Source organism: Pararhizobium sp. A13 (assembly GCF_040126305.1).
Lineage (GTDB): Bacteria > Pseudomonadota > Alphaproteobacteria > Rhizobiales > Rhizobiaceae > Pararhizobium.
The window spans coordinates 570,703-589,698 of the sequence record NZ_CP149510.1 but is presented as its reverse complement, the minus strand read 5'-3'; the positions used below and the strand labels follow the sequence as shown (position 1 = coordinate 589,698).

The 18,996-nt window shown below is 63.2% G+C and carries 11 protein-coding genes; 2 read left to right on the top strand and 9 right to left on the bottom strand.

The window, feature by feature from the left end:
• Positions 1-8: 8 nt before the first annotated feature.
• From WI754_RS02805 to WI754_RS02795, 3 genes are all read right to left on the bottom strand, one after another.
• Positions 9-5,720 carry a translocation/assembly module TamB domain-containing protein gene (locus tag WI754_RS02805; protein ID WP_349436119.1) on the bottom strand — a complete coding sequence of 1,904 codons (5,712 nt, stop codon included), beginning with the start codon at positions 5,718-5,720 and terminating at the stop codon, positions 9-11.
• Between the two features lie 66 nt (positions 5,721-5,786).
• Positions 5,787-7,709 (bottom strand): autotransporter assembly complex family protein, encoded by a 1,923-nt coding sequence (locus tag WI754_RS02800; RefSeq protein WP_349436118.1) that lies wholly within the window; start codon positions 7,707-7,709, stop codon positions 5,787-5,789.
• Between the two features lie 271 nt (positions 7,710-7,980).
• A complete protein-coding gene (locus WI754_RS02795; protein WP_112847930.1) occupies positions 7,981-8,235 on the bottom strand; it encodes a glycine zipper domain-containing protein in 255 nt (84 codons plus the stop codon).
• A gap of 503 nt (positions 8,236-8,738) precedes the next feature.
• On the opposite strand from WI754_RS02795, the gene hemA reads away from it, so the two are divergent.
• Complete coding sequence (gene hemA / locus WI754_RS02790) at positions 8,739-9,956, top strand: 5-aminolevulinate synthase (protein WP_349436117.1); 1,218 nt, start codon at positions 8,739-8,741, stop codon at positions 9,954-9,956.
• A gap of 25 nt (positions 9,957-9,981) precedes the next feature.
• Here hemA and dxr read toward each other — a convergent pair whose 3' ends face one another.
• On the bottom strand, positions 9,982-11,187 hold the full coding sequence (gene dxr / locus WI754_RS02785; RefSeq protein WP_349436116.1) for a 1-deoxy-D-xylulose-5-phosphate reductoisomerase: 1,206 nt from the start codon (positions 11,185-11,187) through the stop codon (positions 9,982-9,984).
• A gap of 155 nt (positions 11,188-11,342) precedes the next feature.
• Here dxr and WI754_RS02780 point away from each other — a divergent pair, with 155 nt between their 5' ends.
• Positions 11,343-11,807 (top strand): META domain-containing protein, encoded by a 465-nt coding sequence (locus tag WI754_RS02780; RefSeq protein ID WP_349436115.1) that lies wholly within the window; start codon positions 11,343-11,345, stop codon positions 11,805-11,807.
• 88 nt (positions 11,808-11,895) lie between these two features.
• Here WI754_RS02780 and WI754_RS02775 read toward each other — a convergent pair whose 3' ends face one another.
• The 5 genes from WI754_RS02775 to nirD form a co-directional block, all read right to left on the bottom strand.
• Positions 11,896-13,356, bottom strand: coding sequence for an FAD/NAD(P)-binding protein (locus tag WI754_RS02775; RefSeq protein ID WP_349437706.1), 1,461 nt, complete (start codon positions 13,354-13,356; stop codon positions 11,896-11,898).
• 166 nt (positions 13,357-13,522) lie between these two features.
• Complete coding sequence (locus WI754_RS02770; RefSeq protein WP_349436114.1) at positions 13,523-13,735, bottom strand: hypothetical protein; 213 nt, start codon at positions 13,733-13,735, stop codon at positions 13,523-13,525.
• A 454-nt stretch (positions 13,736-14,189) separates the two neighbouring features.
• Positions 14,190-15,680: a siroheme synthase CysG gene (gene cysG, locus WI754_RS02765; RefSeq protein WP_349436112.1), complete on the bottom strand. Its 1,491-nt coding sequence runs from the start codon at positions 15,678-15,680 to the stop codon at positions 14,190-14,192.
• Positions 15,652-18,309: a molybdopterin-dependent oxidoreductase gene (locus tag WI754_RS02760; RefSeq protein ID WP_349436111.1), complete on the bottom strand. Its 2,658-nt coding sequence runs from the start codon at positions 18,307-18,309 to the stop codon at positions 15,652-15,654. The genes cysG and WI754_RS02760 overlap by 29 nt, the downstream gene beginning before the upstream one ends.
• Before the next feature lie 242 nt (positions 18,310-18,551).
• Complete coding sequence (gene nirD, locus WI754_RS02755; RefSeq protein WP_349436110.1) at positions 18,552-18,881, bottom strand: nitrite reductase small subunit NirD; 330 nt, start codon at positions 18,879-18,881, stop codon at positions 18,552-18,554.
• Positions 18,882-18,996: the final 115 nt, after the last annotated feature.

Genomic DNA, 18,996 nt, shown 5'->3' with positions numbered 1-18,996 from the left:
CCCGCCGCTCAATATTCCTTCTCGTAGAAGATGCCCGCGCCTGTACCGCTGCTGCCGGCTTCGCCGCGCAGCTTGACGCCGCGGCCGACGTCGAGATTGATGATCGCCTTGCCGCTGCCGGCTTCGGAGCCTGACTGAAGTTCCAGATAGGTGCGGTCGTTCAGATATTTGCCGGCCGTCACCTGGGCGCCGCCGTTGGCGTCGGTCGAGACGTCGAGATCGTCGACGCCGAGCTTGTTGCGCAATCCGTCGAGAAGCGAGTTGGAGCCGCCGCCTGCGAGCTGGCTCACGGCACTCGCGAGCTGCGCGATCTGCAGGGCCGACAGGTTGGAGAGCGACCGGTTGAAGATCAGCTGCGCCAGGATTTCATCCTGCGGCAGAGCGGGCGAAGACGAGAAGGTGACGGTCGGATTGTTGGCAAGACCGGCGACATTGACGGTGATCGTCGTCGACCCTGCAGTCGACGTTGCGTCGAGGTCGAGCGTCGGGATCAGATTGCCGCCGAAGCTGATCGTGCCGTCGGAGAAATCGAGCCGTTTGCCGAGAATTTCCAATCGGCCGCGCCGCATCTGGAAACCGCCCGACACTACCGGCTGGGCGGCTGTGCCGCGGATCGTCAGATCGCCGCCGAGTTCGGCGTCGATGCCGCGGCCGCGGACGAATAGCTTTCCAGGTGCATGGACGGCGAGGTCGAAGGCCACGCCGCCGCTCTTGGCCCCGCCGCTGCTCGCCGTGTCGCTTTTGACATCCGCCTGCATCTGGCGAACCTTGGCCGGAGCATTCTTGTGCTTGATGTTGATCTCCGACAGCGAAGCCGGGAGTTTTTCCGGAATCGTAATCGCTGCCTTCTGAATGGTGACCTTTCCGCCCAGCACCGGCGCCGCCGTGAGGGAGCCCTTCAGCGTCAGGGCGCCATCGACGTTGGCGGTGAACAGGCTGCCGTCGACATAGGTCGCGTTGTCGAGACGGATAGTGAGATCGGCAGGAAAGCCGGAGCCCGGCGCGATGCCGACCGTGCCGCTGACATCGAGCGAACCGCCGCTGGCGAGCCGACCGGACAGTTTTTGGATACTTGCCTGTTTGCCGTCGAGGGAAATATTGGCCGTCAGGTCGGTGATCGCGAGGTTACGGCGGACATCGACAAGTCGGGCACCGGAGGTCGAGATCGTGCCGGTGATCTGCGGCGCCGTCGCAGCGCCTCTGATGGCGAGATCGACATTGGCGGCGCCTGTCAGCGTGAAGCCCTGCTGCGCCAGCAGACCTGCGGCGAGACCGAAGGGCAGGTTGCCGGAGAATTTCATGTCGATCGGCCTGTTGCCGGTGAGGCCCACCTTGCCGCCGCCCCTGAAGGAGAGGCCGCCCGCACCGCTGATCGTCGCGTCGAGCGTCACGGTGCTGTTGGCGAACTGGCCCTTGGCGGTGATGTCGAGCGCGCTGACGCCGGCCGACCTGGCTTGCGCAACCACCGCATTGGCCCAGCGCAGATCGTAGGTGGCGACCGGTGCGGTCGATGTGCCTTTGACACCCACCGTGCCGCTGATGGCGCCGTCCGCGCCGAGCGACGGCGCGAAGGTATTGGCAAGCCTGGCGGGCAGGGCATTGAGATTGATGGCGAGATCGAGTTTTTCGCCCGCTGATCCGGTCACCGTGATCGTGCCGCCGGACGCCGCGATCGTCAATTTCTGCAGGCTGACGGTGCCGTTCTCGATGGAGATTGTCGTCGGTGCTGAGAGCTTGACCGGGATCTTTCTCGGGGCGGCAGTGAAGGAGGCGAGATCGACAGTCGTCTTGCCGCCCGCCGTCTGGATATCGGCGCGCAACTTCAGCGGCGCGCCATCATAGCTGCCATCGAGCGCGACATTGGTCTGGTTTTCCTGCTGGACGAAATCGAGCTTCAGGCCGCTGACGCGGTTGGCGCCTTGGGCAAAGGTTTCGATGGAAAGATTGCCCTTGATCGCCAGCGCCTTCAAATCGGCGATGGTGATGTCCGCCACCGGCTTGGTGATGACGAGATCGCCGCGCTTGATGCCGGAGCCGCTGGCCTTGAGCGCGATCGAGGTTATGCCGCCATCGCTTTTGATCGACGCCGATCCCGCCAAGTCGCCGGAGGCCTTTTCGCCGGCCATGGCGGCGAGCAGCCCGACATCGGGGAATGTGAAGTCGATCGTCCCCTGCGGCAGGAAGTCGGACGTGAAGTTGACGACGCCGTTCAGCGTGTTCTCGCCGATCTGCACCTGCAGGACCGGCACGCTGGTGCGGCCGTCCTTGGAAACGAGATCGGCCTTGACGTTGATCGCCTGGCCGCCGAGCACGCCGGTGGCGGTGATCTTCGCCTGCGGGTTCTTCGGGTTGGCGGTTGCGTCCGCCGTCAGCTGCAGGTCGCTCAAGGTGCGGCCGGCAAGCGTCGCGCCGCGGGACGTGATTTCGGCCTTGACGCCGAGATTGCCGAGCGGGCCGGTAGCGTCAACCGTGAAGTTGGCCTGGCCTTCTGCATCAGCGAGCACCTTGCCGAGATCAAGCACGGTGCCGGTCAGTGCGGCCGTCAGGGTCTGCGACTTGAGCGCGACGGAACCGGCGGCCTGGAGCGTGCCGGAGGTCACGTTGAGGTTCGTGATGTCGACGGCGCCGTCAGGGCCGGTCGCAAGCGTGCCGGCGACGTCCACCGGCGTATCGAATTTTGCCGAGATGGAGGCGGGCAGGGCGGCCGGGCGGGCCGAGAGCTTGAACGTCGTGTTCAGCCTGTTGTCGGCAAGGCTGAAAGTGCCGGCGAGCGCGCCGTCGAGATTGGCGCTGCCGATCGTGATCGGGCTGAAACCGATCGTTTCGGGTGTCACATCGAGCGTCGTTGCCACCGTGAGCGGGCCTTTGACCAACCGATCGAGATCGGCATTGGTCAGTTGCGTCGCACCGGCCTCGACCGTCGCTGTCACCGCGCCGGAGCGCGTGGCGAGATTGAAGGCGTCGCTGTGTGCGGTCAGCTTGATGGCGTCGAAGCGTCCCTGCGGCAGTGCAACCTCGGCGACATTGGCCGCAACATCGAGGACCGCGGACTGCATGTCGCCGTTGATCGATGCCGTGCCTGTATCAAGCACGATATGCGTCTCGCCGCCTTCAAGTGGTAGGCGGGTGTCGATACCGGCGAGCGCGGCGGTTATGTTCAGTTTTTCGCCAGCGCTGCCGGTGAGGGTGGCGGTGCCGCCATAGGCGTTGATCGCCAGTCGTTGCAGGTTGACGGCGCCTTTCTCGATCACGATGGTGGTCGGGTTGGCGAGTTCCAGCGGGATTTTCTTCGGTGCTGCCGTGAAGGATTGCAGCTTGATCGTCGTGCGTCCGGCAGCGCTCTGCAGATCGCCGCGGGCGCTGAGCGGGGCGGCGTCATAGATCCCGTCAAGAGCGAAATTCGTCGTTTTGCCCTGCTGCTCGAAGCCGAGCTTGAGGCCGGTGAGCAGGTTGCTGCCCTGCTTCACTTCCTCGACCGTCACAGCGCCCTTGATCGCCAGCGCCTTGAGGTCGGCAATGGTGATGTCGGCAGCCGGCTTGGTGATGACCAGATCGCCGCGCGTGATGCCGGAACCGCTGGCTTTCACCGCAACGGAGGTCATGCCGCTTTCCGTCTTGATACTGGCCGAGCCGGCGAGGTCGCCGGACGCGGTCTGCCCGGCCATCGCGGCGAGCAGTCCGACATCAGGGAAGTTGAAGGTGAGCGAACCGTTCGGCTCGAACTCCTTCGTCAGATCGAGCGAACCTTTCAGGGTGTTTGATCCGATCACCGCCTCGAACGACGGAACATTGGTCGTGCCTTTCGCCGTTGCGATATCCGCCTTGGCGTTGATCACCTGTCCGTCGACGCTGCCGCTGGCGGTGACGGTTCCCGTCGGCCCGTCGCGGCCGATGACCGCATCGGCATTGACGGCGAAGTCGTTCAGAGTGCGGCCGGCAAGCGTTGTTCCGCTCGACGTGACCTTGGCCTTGACGTCGAGCGCATCGAGCGGCCCGGTCACGTCGGCGCTGAAGGTGGCAGAGCCCTTGGCGTCGGCGAGCAGCTTGCCGATTTCCGGCACGGTGCCGGTGATTGCGGCCGTCAGATTGCCGGTTTCGAGCGCCGCTGAGGCGGCGACCTCGACGGTCCCGGACTTGATGGTGAGGTCGCTCACATCGACGTTACCATTGGCGCCTGTTCCGAGATTGCCGGCGATGACGATCGTCGTGTCGAATTTCGCAGCCAGCGCCGGCGGCAGGACGGCGGGCAGGGCGAAGAGCTTGAAACCGGTCGCGAGCGTATTTTCGGCGATCGTGTAGGAGCCGGTCAGCGTGCCGCCGATGCTGGCGCTTTCGATGGTGATCGGATCGAAGGATACCGTTTCCGGTGTCAGCGACAGCGAGCCGTCGATCTTGACCGGTCCCTTGATCACACGATCGATATCGGCGTTGGCAAAGCGGGTCGCACCGGTTTCTATCGTGGTTTTGAGCGGTCCGGTGCGCGTTGAGAGGTTGAAGCCGTCGCTATAGGCGTGCAGCTTGATCGCCTCGATCTCACCCTGAGGCAACGTCGCCTTGCCGATCGCAGCGCCGATGTCGAGCACCGCGGTTTGCGCATCGCCGATCAGCGAGACGCTGGCCGTGTCGATCGCGAGGTGGGCCTCGCCTTTTTCCAGCGGCAGGCGGAAATCGATCGGACCGTTCTTGCCGGTGAGGCTCGCCTGCAGGTCGTTTTGACCTGTCGTGCTGTAGGTGCCGGATGCCGACAGCGTCAGCGCGCCGGTGGAGACATTGCCTGTTTGGATGCGGACGGTCTTGCCGTCGATCGCCGCGGAAAGGTCGATGTCGGTGGTGCCTTCGAACAACGGCCGGAAGGCGGCGGGCAGAAGATCGCTGAACGTGCCGCCGCCCTTGAGCGAGACGGTGCGGAATCCATCGGCGGCCAGCGTGTGCTGGCCGCCGAGCTTCAATACTGCTTTGCCGTCGAGTGCGGCTGTCGCCGTGCCGCTCCAGTTGGAAAGCGGCCCCTGGCCGGTGACGTTGACGCTGATTGCCGGTTCGCCGGGCAGGCGCAAGGCCTTGGCCAGCAATCCGCCTTTCGGTTCCTCGATCGTGGTCTCCAGTCTCAACTCGTTGCCGGCCGGATTGAAGATGATGTCGGCGATGGCCTTGGCATCGGGCCGGTCGCGTTGCGCGACGGCAAGCGCGGTGGCAATGCTGGCATTGGTGGCGTTCAGCTTGCCTTGAGCGCTCAGGAACTGATCGACGCCGGCGATCTCTTTGCCGATGACGACGTCTTTAAGGTCGAAGGCATCGATCTTGACATCGAGCGGCAAAGCGAAGGTTTTGCGGACCTCCCGGGTTTCCTGCGAGGGGATCGGCAGCCGTTCAAGACGCACCGATCCGGCGGAAAGCTTCGCTGCTTCGAAGCGTTTGGCAAAAAGCGCGGTCGGCGACCAGTCGATCGCGACTTCACGGATTTCCGCATAGACGCCCTTGCTGTCGAACAGGGTGACGCTGGAAGCGGTGAAATCGCCGGTGAGCAGCGCGCTCGGATCGTTGATGCGCACGATCTGGTCCGGGGTCGAGGCGTATTTCTCGATCATCGCGGCGACAAGCCGCGCGCCCGGCGCCGTAAAGCCGGCAAAGAGCAGGAAGAGCACGGCGGCAACAAGGACGAGGCCGAGGCAATAGAGGAACCAGCGCGACGCGGCTTTCAGGAAACGGAGGAAACGATTCATGGTTTATCCATAGTCCAAGTTGCGTCGCGGTGAAATTGCTTCTCTCTCCGGCCCGTCCTTCGGTAATCAGAAGGATTGCCCGATCCCGGCATAGATCCCGTATTTGGTGCCACCCGGATAGGCGTTCAGCGGCACGGCAAAATCGAGCCGGATCGGCCCGAACGGCGTTGCATATCGGATGCCGATTCCCGCTCCCGCACGGATATCGGAAAAATCCGGCGTGGTCTTGGCCGATACCGTTCCGGCGTCGAGGAAGGGAACGATGCCGATCTTTTCGGTGATGTTGATGCGAGCCTCAACCGAGGCGTTAACATAGGAGCGGCCACCGAGGATTTCATTGTCGCCGTTGCGCGGGCTGATCTCCTGGTAGGAATAGCCGCGCACCGTGCCGCCGCCGCCGAGATAGAAGCGACGGTTGGCTGGAATGGAGGCCAGGCCGTCGCCACCGGCCAGGACGCCGGCGCCGAGCTTGCCGGCCAGCACGAAGCGGTTTTCCGCGCCGAGGCCGAGATAGGCCGAGGCCGAGCCCTCGAACGAACTGAAGAACGCCTGGCCGTTGATCTCGTAGCTCGGTTTGGCGTTGATCGAGGCGCGGTAGCCTGCTGTCGGATTGAGCTTGTCGTCGCGCGTGTCGCGGACATATTCGATCGGGATCGCCGCCGTCAGATATTCGTTGGTGCCGAAAGCGTCGTCGATATCGGCCCAGCTCAGCTCTGCGCCGCCGGAAATCGTGTCCGTATCGGACAGCTCGAAGGTTGCGCCGGCCGCGCCCGTGAAGATCGTCGCGCTATAGGCGTCGGGGTCGAGGAGCTGCGCTTTCAGGCTGGCATTGAAGGTGGACGCCGGCCCGAAGGCGCCGGGCTTGGCAAAAAGCAGGCCGGCCGAATAATCGAGGCTGCCGACATCGGTCGTTTCGCCGATGCGGTTGACCGAGCCTTCGACGCGCAGCGATTCGGCCTGGCCGAAGAGATTGCGGTGACCCCAATAGCCCTGGATCCCGAAACCGTCCGTGGTCGAATATTGCGCGCCGGCGCCGAAATAGCGGTGCTTGCCTTCGGAGACCTCGATGGTCATCGGGATGGTGCCATCCGGCGCCAGCTCATTGGCTTCCTTGATGGTGATGCTCGAAAACACGCCGAGCTGGCGCAGCCGTTCGGAGGCCTTGCGCAGGTTTTCCGGCGAATAGGGCTTGCCGCCGTTGAGGCGCGAGTAGCTGGCAACGAAGGCGGGATCGACGGTCTTGGTACCGGTCACGGTCACGGTGCCGACCGGCGCAACCGGGCCGCCTTCCGCGGCGATGACCACATCCACCGTGTTCGTCTTGTGATCGGCAATGGCGCTGCGCTCCGTCAGCCTGGCAAGCGGCCGGCCCTCTTCCTTGAGGTCCTCGACAACCTTTTCGCCGGCCTTGATGATGAGGGTCGAATCCGCCCGCGCGCCGGCTTTCAGGTATTCGTCCGGTCTGCGCCCGAGGGCGTCTCCCTTGAGCACGACATTGCCAAGCGTGAAAACCGGACCGGGCGTCACCGTGATTTCAACGGGAACCGGGGCGCCGTCCGGAAACACCGGGTCGGGCGGCAGCGTGTCGATGTCCTGGCCGTTCACCTTGACGTCGACCGTGCCGCCATAGCGGGCCTGTTCATAGAGGGCGGCGAGAAGGCGATCGCGATCATCGCGCGCCTTGATGGCGAGGCCGAGATCGCCGGAAACGGGCTTGTCTTTGTCCTGGAACAGGCGCGAACTGTTTTCCAGCGCTTCCTTCAGATCCTCGTCGCCCGAGCCTTCCGTCAAGGTAAGGTTGTAGTTGACGGGATCGATGACCTCGACCTTTTCCTCGTCACTTTCGAAGAAACGCATGCCGAAGATCTTGAAGGCATGGGCGTCCGTGACCGACAAAGGCCCGCATACGGCCAGAGCGGCGACGGCAAAAGCAGTGCCAGCGTTCCGGTACGCAACACTTACAGTCGGCAGACGCTTTCGTTTCCGCATTCCGCTTTCCAGGCTACTTCCAACATCCGCCTGCCGTCATGGCAGGGGCACCATTGCATGACAAGGTTTTCCCTTCATTAACGATGACCCTACACAGCATTGCTCCCGTGATGAAGGCATAACGCCGGAATTTGGAGAAAAACCGCGACAAGTGTGACGCGTTGGAAACAAAAAAGCCCCGGATTTCTCCGGGGCTGGCAGTATTTCCTGTAACCGGGGCAACGGCGCCCATGACGTCATTCGCCCTGCCGGCTGCAGCCTGTGGGCTATATCACGGGCAATCGTCGATGTAGCGGCGGCCGTAGCGGTCGCGGTAGTAGCACTGGCCGGGCTGTTCCGAGACATGGCCGATGACCGCGCCCGTAACGCCGCCGATTGCAGCGCCGACAGCGGCACCGCGGACGTTGCCGGTGACGGCTCCGCCGATGATGGCGCCGGAAACAGCACCTATGCCCGCACCCTTTTCAGTCTGCGTGCAGCTTGCGACCGACAACGCGATCAAGACAAGCGCAATGGCTTTCTTCATTTGGTTCTCCAATCTGGACGCGAAAGCTTGCCTCTCCGCCGTCCGTTCTCCCCAGGAATGGAAGCTGGACGGTAAGGTCCCCCTCCGGTCGAACTTGCAACTTCGAGGATAATTGCATGTCTGCGAAAGTCTACAGATACCCTGCAATATCCCCTCGTTACAAGAAATGTCATTCAACCTGAACGGAAGCTGAAGACGCTGTTCCCGGCGTGACAGTCCGGAGAAATTTCCGGCGGTATCTGATGAGGGGCATGCCAAGAGCGTCAGTTGCTGCTCAAATGATTAGGGCCGGTTTCGTTGAAACAGAATATAAGCAAGGAGCGGCCCGTCCTTTTCACGCGGGCTTGACTCAGATCAAGGTTAAGTGGAATGAAATCCATGACGGATAGTTTGGAACTGTTCAAAATTAGGGGCCTTTTGCCGCAGGCGGTGGCGATCCCAAGCTTCGGGATTGACGCAGGCTGTCTTTGGATCAAAAAGACGGCAAGGTTCTGGAGACGATGATGGATTTCGAAAGTTTCTTCAAAGGCGAACTGGACGGCCTGCATCAGGAAGGCCGCTACCGCGTGTTCGCCGATCTGGAGCGCCAGCGCGGACAATTCCCCAAGGCGACCCGATATAACGCCCAAGGCGAAAAGCAGGACGTCACTGTCTGGTGTTCCAACGACTATCTCGGCATGGGCCAGCATCCCAAGGTCACCGAGGCGATGAAACTCGCCATCGACCAGTGTGGCGCGGGTGCGGGAGGCACCCGGAATATTTCTGGAACCAACCACTACCACGTTCTTCTCGAGCGCGAGCTTGCCGATCTGCACGGCAAGGAATCGGCGCTGCTCTTCACCTCCGGCTACGTCTCCAACTGGGCAGCACTCGGAACGCTCTGTTCGAAGATCCCCGGCGTGATCGTCTTTTCGGATGCCGGCAACCACGCATCGATGATCGAGGGCATCCGCCACTCCAAATGCGAGCGGGTGATCTTCAAGCACAATTCCGTGACCGACCTCGAAGCCAAGCTGAAGGCCGCAGACCCGCGTGCGCCCAAAATCATTGCGTTCGAATCGGTCTACTCGATGGATGGCGATATCTCGCCGATCAAGGAAATCTGTGACCTCGCCGACAAGTACGGCGCGATGACCTATCTCGACGAGGTCCATGCCGTCGGCATGTACGGCCCGCGCGGCGGCGGCATTGCCGAGCGCGAAGGCCTGATGCACCGGCTGACGGTGATCGAAGGCACGCTCGGCAAGGCTTTCGGCGTCATGGGCGGTTATATCGCGGCATCGAGCGCGCTGTGCGACTTCATCCGTTCGTTTGCCTCCGGCTTCATCTTCACGACTGCGCTGCCGCCGGCGCTCGCCGCCGGTGCGGTTGCCTCGATCCGGCACCTCAAAGAAAGCCAGGTCGAACGCTTCGCCCATCAGGAACGGGTTCGCCGCCTGCGCAACCTGCTCGACAAGAACGGCATTCCGCACATGGCCAATCCGAGCCACATCGTGCCGGTCGTCGTCGGCGATGCGGCCAAGTGCAAGTGGATTTCCGATCTCTTGCTCGACAATTGCGGCATCTATGTCCAGCCGATCAACTATCCGACGGTGCCGAAGAAGACCGAGCGCCTGCGCATCACGCCAACGCCGCTGCATTCGGACGGCGATATCGACCATCTGGTCGGCGCGCTGCACCAGCTCTGGTCGCGCTGCGCCCTGGCAAGGGCTGTTGCGTAAGGTAAAGCTAACTTATTGAATTGAATCAGGCCGCCGCTCCGGCGGCCTTTTCCTTTCCAGCGATGGCTTCGGCGGCACGGGCGCGGGCTTCGCTGTCGGCGGCGAAAACGTCATCCATGGAAACGGCGGGCGCGAGGTCCGTCATGCGGTCCATGACCACCTCGGCGATATCGGCCATATCGAGGAAACCGATGCGGCCTGAGACGAAGGCATGGAAGGCGATCTCTTCGGCCGCGTTCATGATCGCGCCCTGCAAGCCGCCGCGTTCCATCGCGGTGCGGGCAAGGCGGAGCGCCGGGAAGCGGACCTCGTCCGGTGCCTCGAAATCCAGCCTTGCGAGTTTGGCGAAGTCGAGCCGATCGACATTGAGTTTCGTCCGCGTGGGATAGGTCAGTGCGTAGCCGATCGCGGTGCGCATGTCGGGGCAGCCCAACTGAGCGATAACGGAGCCGTCGGTGTAGCCGACCATCGAATGGATGATCGACTGCGGATGGACGACGACTTCGATCTGGTTTGGCGCGACGTCGAACAGGTGCTTCGCCTCGATCATTTCCAGCGCCTTGTTGAACATCGAGGCGCTGCCGATCGAGATCTTCAGGCCCATCGACCAGTTCGGATGGGCGCGTGCGATCTCCGCCGTCACGCCTGCCATTTGCTCACGCGACCAGGTGCGGAACGGGCCGCCGGACGCGGTCAGCACGATCCGTTCGACGGCGTGGCGCTGATCGTCCTCCAGCGACTGGAAGATCGCACTGTGTTCGCTGTCGACCGGAATCAGCCGTCCGCCGCCTTCGGCAACCGCGCGCACGAAGAGCTCTCCAGCCGAGACCAGACATTCCTTGTTGGCGAGCGCGATATCGGCGCCGCGCTTGGCGGCGGCGAGCGTCGGCGCGAGGCCGGCCGTCCCGACGATGGCCGCCATGACCCAGCCGGCGTCGCGCTGGGCGGCCTCGATCAGGCCGCTGCGGCCGGCGGCGACCTCGATGCCGGTGCCTGCCAGCGCTGATTTCAGGTTTTCGTACTGGCCCTCGCTGGCGGTCACGGCGAGTTCAGCGCCTGTCGCCTTGGCCTGCTCGGCGAGCAGGCCGATGTTGCCATTGCCGGTCACGGCGGCAATCTCGAACGCGTCACGGCCGCCGAGCTGGTTGATGACGTCGAGCGTGTTGGTGCCGATCGAGCCTGTGGAGCCCAGAATGGTCAATCGGCGTTTTTCAGGTGCGCCGGAGGTCATGGCCAAGTCCCGTTGTTTTTCTTGTTTCACGCTAGGCTCTACAGGTGAAAGCGGCTGTCAACAAGACTAGTCTCCAAAGAGGATATGGCGATATGGTCGCGGGCAGGCGCGAATCGCGGCAGAAGGCGCGCCAATTCGGAGGGACGGGATCTCACATGTTGAAACTTGCGCTGTTTCTCTCCTGCTCCTGTGTGCTCCTCGATGCGACATCTGTGTCGACCGTCTCGGCCGAATCCGTGCCAGCGGAACTTGTCGGGACGTGGCTTGCCGAGGATATCGGCGGCGGCGGCGTGATCGACGACTTACAGACGACGCTCGAAATCAACGATGACGGCACCTATTCCGGTTTTGCCGGCTGCAATCACTACACCGGCACATTCAACCTGGAGGGCAACGAGATCATATTCGGCCCCGCCGGCGCCACGCGCAAGATGTGCGTCCCGGCCGTGATGGACCAGGAGATGAAGTTCTTCCATGCCCTGCGGTTCGGGTTGTCCTGGAAGGTCGAGGACACCAAGCTCGTGCTTACCAAACCCGATTCGAACCTTTACATGCGGCTTGCCGCGCATACTCTCTCGGCAGAGGTTCTTCTCACCAATCCCGGTGTCGAAAACGAATGATTGGCAGACGATGGCCGACGCGGCCGCCACGCGAAAAAAGCAGTAAAGGTGTGGTCGATAGATCGACTCGACTAAGAAGAGTCTTTCCTTAAAGCAGGTTTTGCGCCGGACCAAGCACCGTTGCCTGCAAGCGCTCGGCAACGACGGAAGCGACGAAAGCCGCGTGTTCCGTCACCTGCGGCAGGCCCATGAGTTCGCCGAAGGTGCCGCGCGCCAGGGGGCCGGCAATCAGCAGCGACGGTGTTACGCCGGCCACGGGGCCGACCGCTTCGGAATTGCGGGTACAGGAAAGGCCAAGGCCGGTCGGGTCGAGTTCGAGATAGCCGCTCTGCGCCAATTCCGCGAGAAAGGGTTGGCTCGCAAGAATGCCGCCATGTCCGGGACCGGTGGTGACCACGACGGCGTCATAGATCCGCTCCAGGGTCTCCCGGCTGCGTCGAAGGCGGAGCGTGCAGTGGACCGCCTCGTCTTCGACATTGGTACCTGCGATCGACCCGGCAAGAATTTCAAGGCGGCCCTGCGAGATCGCCTCGTTGAGTGCCGCTTCCACCTGCGGCGCGACCCGGAAACGATGGACATCCCAATAGGGCCGCAGGTGCCGTACGATACGTTGCCTTTCCGCCAAGGGCAGAAGCTGCCAGATCGATTGGCCCTGTGCTCGCACCTGGTCGATGACGCCATGCCAGGTCAGCCCGGTTGCGGTTGCCCCGCGAATGGCGTTGCGGATGTTTCGAACAAGCGTTCGCGCGGTGAAAGCGGGGTCGGCGAGGAAATCACCCGCGGGATCTTGCGGGAAGGGCGCATGTCCCCGGGACCGCAGGCCGCGACGCGAGATCGCCGTGATCGCGCCCGTGTGCCCCTTGAGCGCCAGGGAGGCGATCACATCGGCCGAGGTCAGGCCGTTGCCGATGACCAATACCCGGTCGGAAGGGCGGATGGCATCCAGCGCGCCGGCTCTGGTCGGCTCCGGCACGAAGCGCGGATGATTCTTCAGGAGCGTTTGAAGCCCGCCCGGCGCCAACGGCGGGGGATGGCTGGTGGCGATGACGACGATATCCGCCATGGCCTCGGCACCGTCCTCTTCGATGAGACGCCAGCGTTGTCCGTCACGCAGCAGATGCGCCACCGCGGAGCGGCGATGCTGGACGGTGCCGTCGTCAACAAGCGGCTGCAGCATGGCATTGACATAATCGCCGAACACGTTTCGCCGGGGAAAGAGATTGCCGTCCGGCCGCAGCGCATCGGCGTCGCCCGATGTCGCCGAATGGGCGTCGATCCAGCGCACGAAGTGATCGGGTTCGTCGAGAAGGAGGCTCATGCGCGCCGCGGGCACGTTGATGCGGTGGGCCGGTTCCGCCGTGTCGTAGGCAAGTCCCCTGCCCAAGCCGTCGCGCGGTTCGAAAACGATGATCGTCGGTGCCGGGCTCTGGTCCGATTGGGCGAGATGGAAAGCCGCAGCCGCGCCGGAGACGCCGCCGCCGATGATGGCGACCACCGGCCGCCGTTTCGCTTTCGACGCTGTCGATTCACTGCGCGCTGACAAGGTCATCGGATTGACGATCAATTGGTTCATGACATCTCACCGCCGGCCAATTCTGATAGTCTATAGTTTTTATCAATATTGTCCGGTGGTCAAGCCTGTATGTTGTAGCCCCTCCGCAGCGTAGAGCGAAATGGTTTTGCCTTTGAAGCCTGGCGGCGGCGCGGGAGTTCGATCAGGATTCCTCGTCCAGCGCCTGAAGAACCCGTCGCAACAGCTCCTCCTCCTCCCGCACGCCATGGCGATAGAGCGTCAGGACGAGTGCCGCTACCGGGTCGTTGGCATCGCTCTCGGGGGTGATCTTGCGGGCCGTTCTGGTGGCGTCGAAGACGCGCTGGCAAAGCTCCACATGGTGAGGGAGCATCGGCTCATTGCGCCATTTCGTCATGCATCGTCTCCTGCCGCCCGGCCGGGGCACTAAAGGTTCTCCAGTAGGCAGAGGGGCGCTCTGACCGGAATCCGACAAGGCGGGAACGGCGCCGATCGTGGCCGCAATGCCTCTGCGATACGAGTGACGATCGATTGTGGCGGTTTTTTTGCCGGAAGGCTGTCCCGGCACTTATGTATGCGTGTCAAGATTGCAATTTTGCAGATACATCACAGAGATTGTAATTTATGGTTAACCTTTGGTTGATAGCCTCTGGCCGACATGAACAGGGGACGTAGTGTTCACAACGGAATTCATCGGTCCCTGCCTTCGGCGCCAAGGCGCTCTGCACAGGTAATCGTTCGAACGGGATGCCCGCAACTACGGGCAGAATTGGTCAACGACTTCGCTGCTGCCATAGGCGGCGAATCTGGCGGCGGATCGGTGTTGCGTCCCGCCGCCAGACGATCAGGCATCACATTGCCTGGGCTCGAGCTAGATCGTATTCCGGTCGCGGTTGCCCGGCAGGGCTCTCAACTCCGGCTCGTGCTTCCGAAAAGGCCTGGCCGACGCCAATCAGGATCGGGTTGTCGACGCCGATTCGCGCCACGGCATCCGCCAAGTCACCGACTGTGCCGATCCAGCGCTTTTCATTGCTGCGCGTGACGGCGCTCATGACAACCGCCGGGGTCTCGCTTGCCATCCCGGCAGCCAGAAGCCGCGTGCGGATTTGTCCTGCGGTGCGTCCGCCCATGTAGAAAATCGTCGTTGTCCGCGGCTCAGCCAGATTTTGCCAATCAAGATGTTCGGGCAGGTCGCCGAGGCGCGAGTGGCCGGTGACGAAGCGGACGGCCTGCGCGTGGTCGCGGTGCGTCAGCGAGACGCCGAGCCTTGCGGCCATGGCGCTGGCGGAAGTGATGCCCGGCACGACACCGACCGGAATGCCTTCCTGCTCCAGACAGGCAATCTCTTCCCCGGCACGGCCGAAGATCATCGGATCGCCGGATTTCAGGCGGACCACGCGTTTGCCGGCCTTGGCGAGCTGGATCATTGTGGCGTTGATGTCCTCCTGCTTGCAGCTTGTGCGGCCGCCGCGTTTGCCGACGAGCATGCGCTTCGCCTCGCGGCGGGCAAGTTCCAGCACCTCGTCGGAGACGAGATCGTCGAACAGGATGACATCGGCGGCCTGCAGGGCGCGCACCGCCTTCAGCGTCAGCAGCTCTGCATCGCCGGGACCGGCCCCGACCAGCGTGACATGGCCGATGGATGGCTTGGCCTGCGCGACGATCCGTCGGGCATCGGCGAGAAGCTCTGCTTCGGTTTCGGTCTCCGGTGCGGCGCCAAACGCGCGATCGACGAAACCTTCCCAGAAGGCGCGTCTCGGCGCACCGGGGCTTACCTTTGCATTGACCTTTTCGCGAATGGAATGCGCCAGCGCTGCCCAGGATTTCAGCGACGGCGGCAAAAGCGTCTCGATGCGCCGGCGGATCGCCTGGGCGAGGATGGGCGCTGCGCCATCGGTGGAAATGGCGACGACGACGGGTGAGCGGTTGACGATCGACCCGAACTGGAACTGGCAGTATTTCGGGTTGTCGATGACGTTGACCGGTACGCCGGCGCTGCAGGCTGCCTCGAAGAACGCGGCGGCGGCCTCGTCGTCTTTGCAGTCGGCAATGGCGATTGCCGCGCCTTCGAAGGATGCAGGCGACCATTGCTTCCTGTGATGAAAGAACCGGCTGTCTTGATTGACGAGGTTCGCAAACGTCTCGCTCAATTCTTCCGCATAGACGTGGATTTCGGCTCCGCAAGCGGCGAGAAGTTCCGCCTTCCAGGCTGCGGCGTCGGACCCGCCAGCGACGATTGCGCGTTTTCCATCAAGGGCCCAAAAGACCGGCAGCTTGGCAAGCGGCGCCATGCGGGCAGGGCGGATGTTCCGGTCACTCGGCAGCAGCTGCAAGGCATCCATCGATGATCCCCCTGATCTCGGCGCGGCATGAGCCGCAATTGGTTCCGGCGTTCAATTCCTTGCCGACGGCCTCGACGCTGTGGCAGCCGCCGCGCACGGCGGCGATGATCTGGTTGACGCCGACGCTGAAGCAGGAGCAGACGGTGGCACCTGGATCCATGCGGCCAGCGCCCGGGCGCCCGGCAACGACGGCGAACCGTTTGGCCATTTCGGCATGTTGGACAGTCAGTTGCTCGATTGCCCAGTTGCGCGCGACGGCGACCGGTTGGCGGGCGAGGAAGAATGCGGCAAGCAACCGATCGCCATCGAAGAAGGCAAGGCGCAGGTCGCCGGTCTGGGCGTCCGCGTAGCCGAGCGGCTCGATATGGTTGGGAATACCGAGATGCGTGCGGCACCATTCCGTCCAGTTTTCGGGCGCGGCATCGAACGCCAGTTCCAGCCGCCAGCCGCCTTCGGCCTTTGCCATGGCCCAGTAGGTGGTATCGAGATCCAGCGGCTTGGCGGCCGAAACCGCAAAGCCAAAGCTTGCAACCTTCAGCGGTCGGGCAGCAATGGCGACGTTCTTCGAGGCCGGCTGACCGGAGAAGGGGTCGGTGATCGGCGCGACGACAGCGTCGATGCGGGCCTTGGCGGCAAACTGATCGTTCCAGTGCATGGGCACGAACAGGCTGCCGCGGGCCTGACGTTCGGTAACCAGGGCGCGCACGACGGCCTTGCCGTAGGGGCTTTCGATCTCGACGAGGCCGGCGCTGGCGATGCCGAGTTCCATGGCGTCGCGCGGATGGATTTCCGCGAAGGGCTCGGCGATATGTGCGGAAAGCCGGGCGCTCTTTCCCGTCCGCGTCATCGTGTGCCACTGGTCGCGGATGCGGCCGGTGTTGAGCGTCAGCGGGAAATCGACACTGGTCCGGTCCGAGACCGGAGCGCTGACGGCAATGAAACGCGCCTTGTGGTCGGGATGGAAGAAGCCGCCGGAGCTGAAGAACCGGGTTGCACGTGGTTCCGCGCCCTCCGGCTGCGGCCATTGAAAGGGGTCCAGCGCATCGTAAGTCGTTTCATCGATCTGCTGATGCGCGCCGATATCGAAATCGCGGCTGCCGCGGTTTTCGAAGGCCGACAAAGCCGCGTGCTCGGCAAAGACGGCCGTGGCGGAGCGGAAGGAGAACGCGCTCTTAAAACCCATGCGGCGGCCGACCTCGGCCATCTGCCACCAGTCGGCCTTCGCTTCGCCAGGGGCGGCAAGATAGGCGCGCTGACGGGAAATGCGGCGCTCCGAATTGGTGACGGTGCCGTCCTTCTCGCCCCAGCCGAGCGATGGCAGGAGGACATGGGCGAACTTCGCCGTATCGGTGTCCGTGAGGATGTCGGACACGACGACGAAAGGACAGGCCGCGATCGCGGCTGCGACGGCGTCGGCATCCGGCATCGAGACGACCGGGTTGGTGGCCATGATCCAGAGCGCCTTGATCCTTCCGTCAGCCACGGCCCGGAACATGTCGACGGCCTTCAGGCCAGGCTTGCGGGCAATATCAGGCGATTGCCAGAAGCGTTGGACACGGTCGCAATCCTCAGCATTTTCGATTGCCATGTGGGCGGCGAGCATATTGGCGAGACCGCCGACCTCGCGCCCGCCCATGGCGTTCGGCTGGCCGGTCAGCGAGAAAGGCCCCATGCCGGGACGGCCGATGCGTCCGGTCGCCAGATGACAGTTGAGGATGGCATTGACCTTGTCGGTGCCGGAAGCGGACTGGTTGACGCCCTGGCTGTAGCAGGTGACGACCTTTTCGGTTTCCTCGAACAGGCGGAAGAACTGGCGCAACTGCATGGAGGGCAGGCCGGTCAATTCCATCAGGTCGGCGACGCCGAGAGCCGAGGCCGCGGCGAAAGCCTCTGCAAAACCATTGGTGTGCGTGCCGATATAGTTCTGGTCGATCGCAGCGGTGCCGGCAAGGTGGGCAAGCAGGCCCATGAACAGCGCCACGTCGCCGTCCGGCCGGATCGCCAGGTGCAGGTCGGCGATATCGGCCGTCATGGTGCGGCGCGGGTCGATGACGACGACTTTCATGCTGGGCCGGGCGGCCTTGGCGGCGGCGAGGCGCTGATAGATGACCGGATGGCACCAGGCGAGATTGGAACCGGTCAGGATGACCAGATCGGCAAGCTCGATGTCCTCGTAGACGCCAGGTACGGTATCGGCACCGAAAGCACGGCGATGGCCGGCGACGGAGGATGACATGCAAAGGCGCGAATTGGTGTCGATATTGGCCGAGCCGACAAAACCCTTCATCAGCTTGTTGGCGACGTAATAGTCCTCCGTCAGCAACTGGCCGGAGACGTAGAAGGCGACCGAGTCGGGACCATGCTCGGCGATGGTTTCGGAAAAACGGGAGGCGACAAGGTCAAGCGCATCGTCCCAGCTTGCGCCGCGTCCATCGATCTGAGGATGAAGAATGCGTCCGTCGAGATCGATGGTTTCGGCGAGCGCCGAGCCCTTGGAACACAGGCGTCCGAAATTGGCGGGATGGTCCGGGTCACCCTTGACGCTGACTGTGCCGTTATCATCGATCCTGGCGATGACGCCGCAACCGACGCCGCAATAGGGGCAGGTGGTTTTGGTTTCAGTGGGCATGGGCGTGCCTCCACTGGCTCCGGCATTCGTTGTAGCCACCCCCCTCTGTCAGCATCGCTGACATCTCCCCCTCAAGGGAGGAGATCGGTAGCGTACCGCGCCGTTCGTGTCCTCCAACGGCAACGCGCATCTTCCAGACGCTAAAATTGCTGTACGAGGCAGCGGCATATGCCATCCGATCTCCCCCCTTGAGGGGGAGATGTCGCGAAGCGACAGAGGGGGGTATTTCTTGCTCCATGCGCCTATTCCGCCGCCATCATCAGGCTTTCGAGCGCTATGGAGAGCGCACCGTCCTCGTTGCGCACGGCGATCGTCCGCACTGAGCCGTCATCGGCGCCGAGCGCCTTGCCGCTTTCGAGCGAGATCACCCAGTTGTGCAGCGGGCAGGTGACGGCCTTGCCGTGAACGATGCCCTGGCTGAGCGGCCCGCCCTTGTGCGGGCAGTGATCCTCGATGGCGAAGACCTCGTTTTCGGCCGTGCGGAACACGGCGATCTTGCCCTGCGGCGTCTTCACGCAGCGGGCGCCGCGCAGCGGGATGTCGTTGATGTCGCCGATTGCGATCCAGTTCATCTGTTGGTTCCCTTTGCTCTCTTAGTACGCGGCGGCATCGACCCTTTACCCTCCCCTTGAGGGGGAGGGTCGGAGCGCAGCTCCGGGGTGGGGTGACCTGTCGCGGTACCCGATA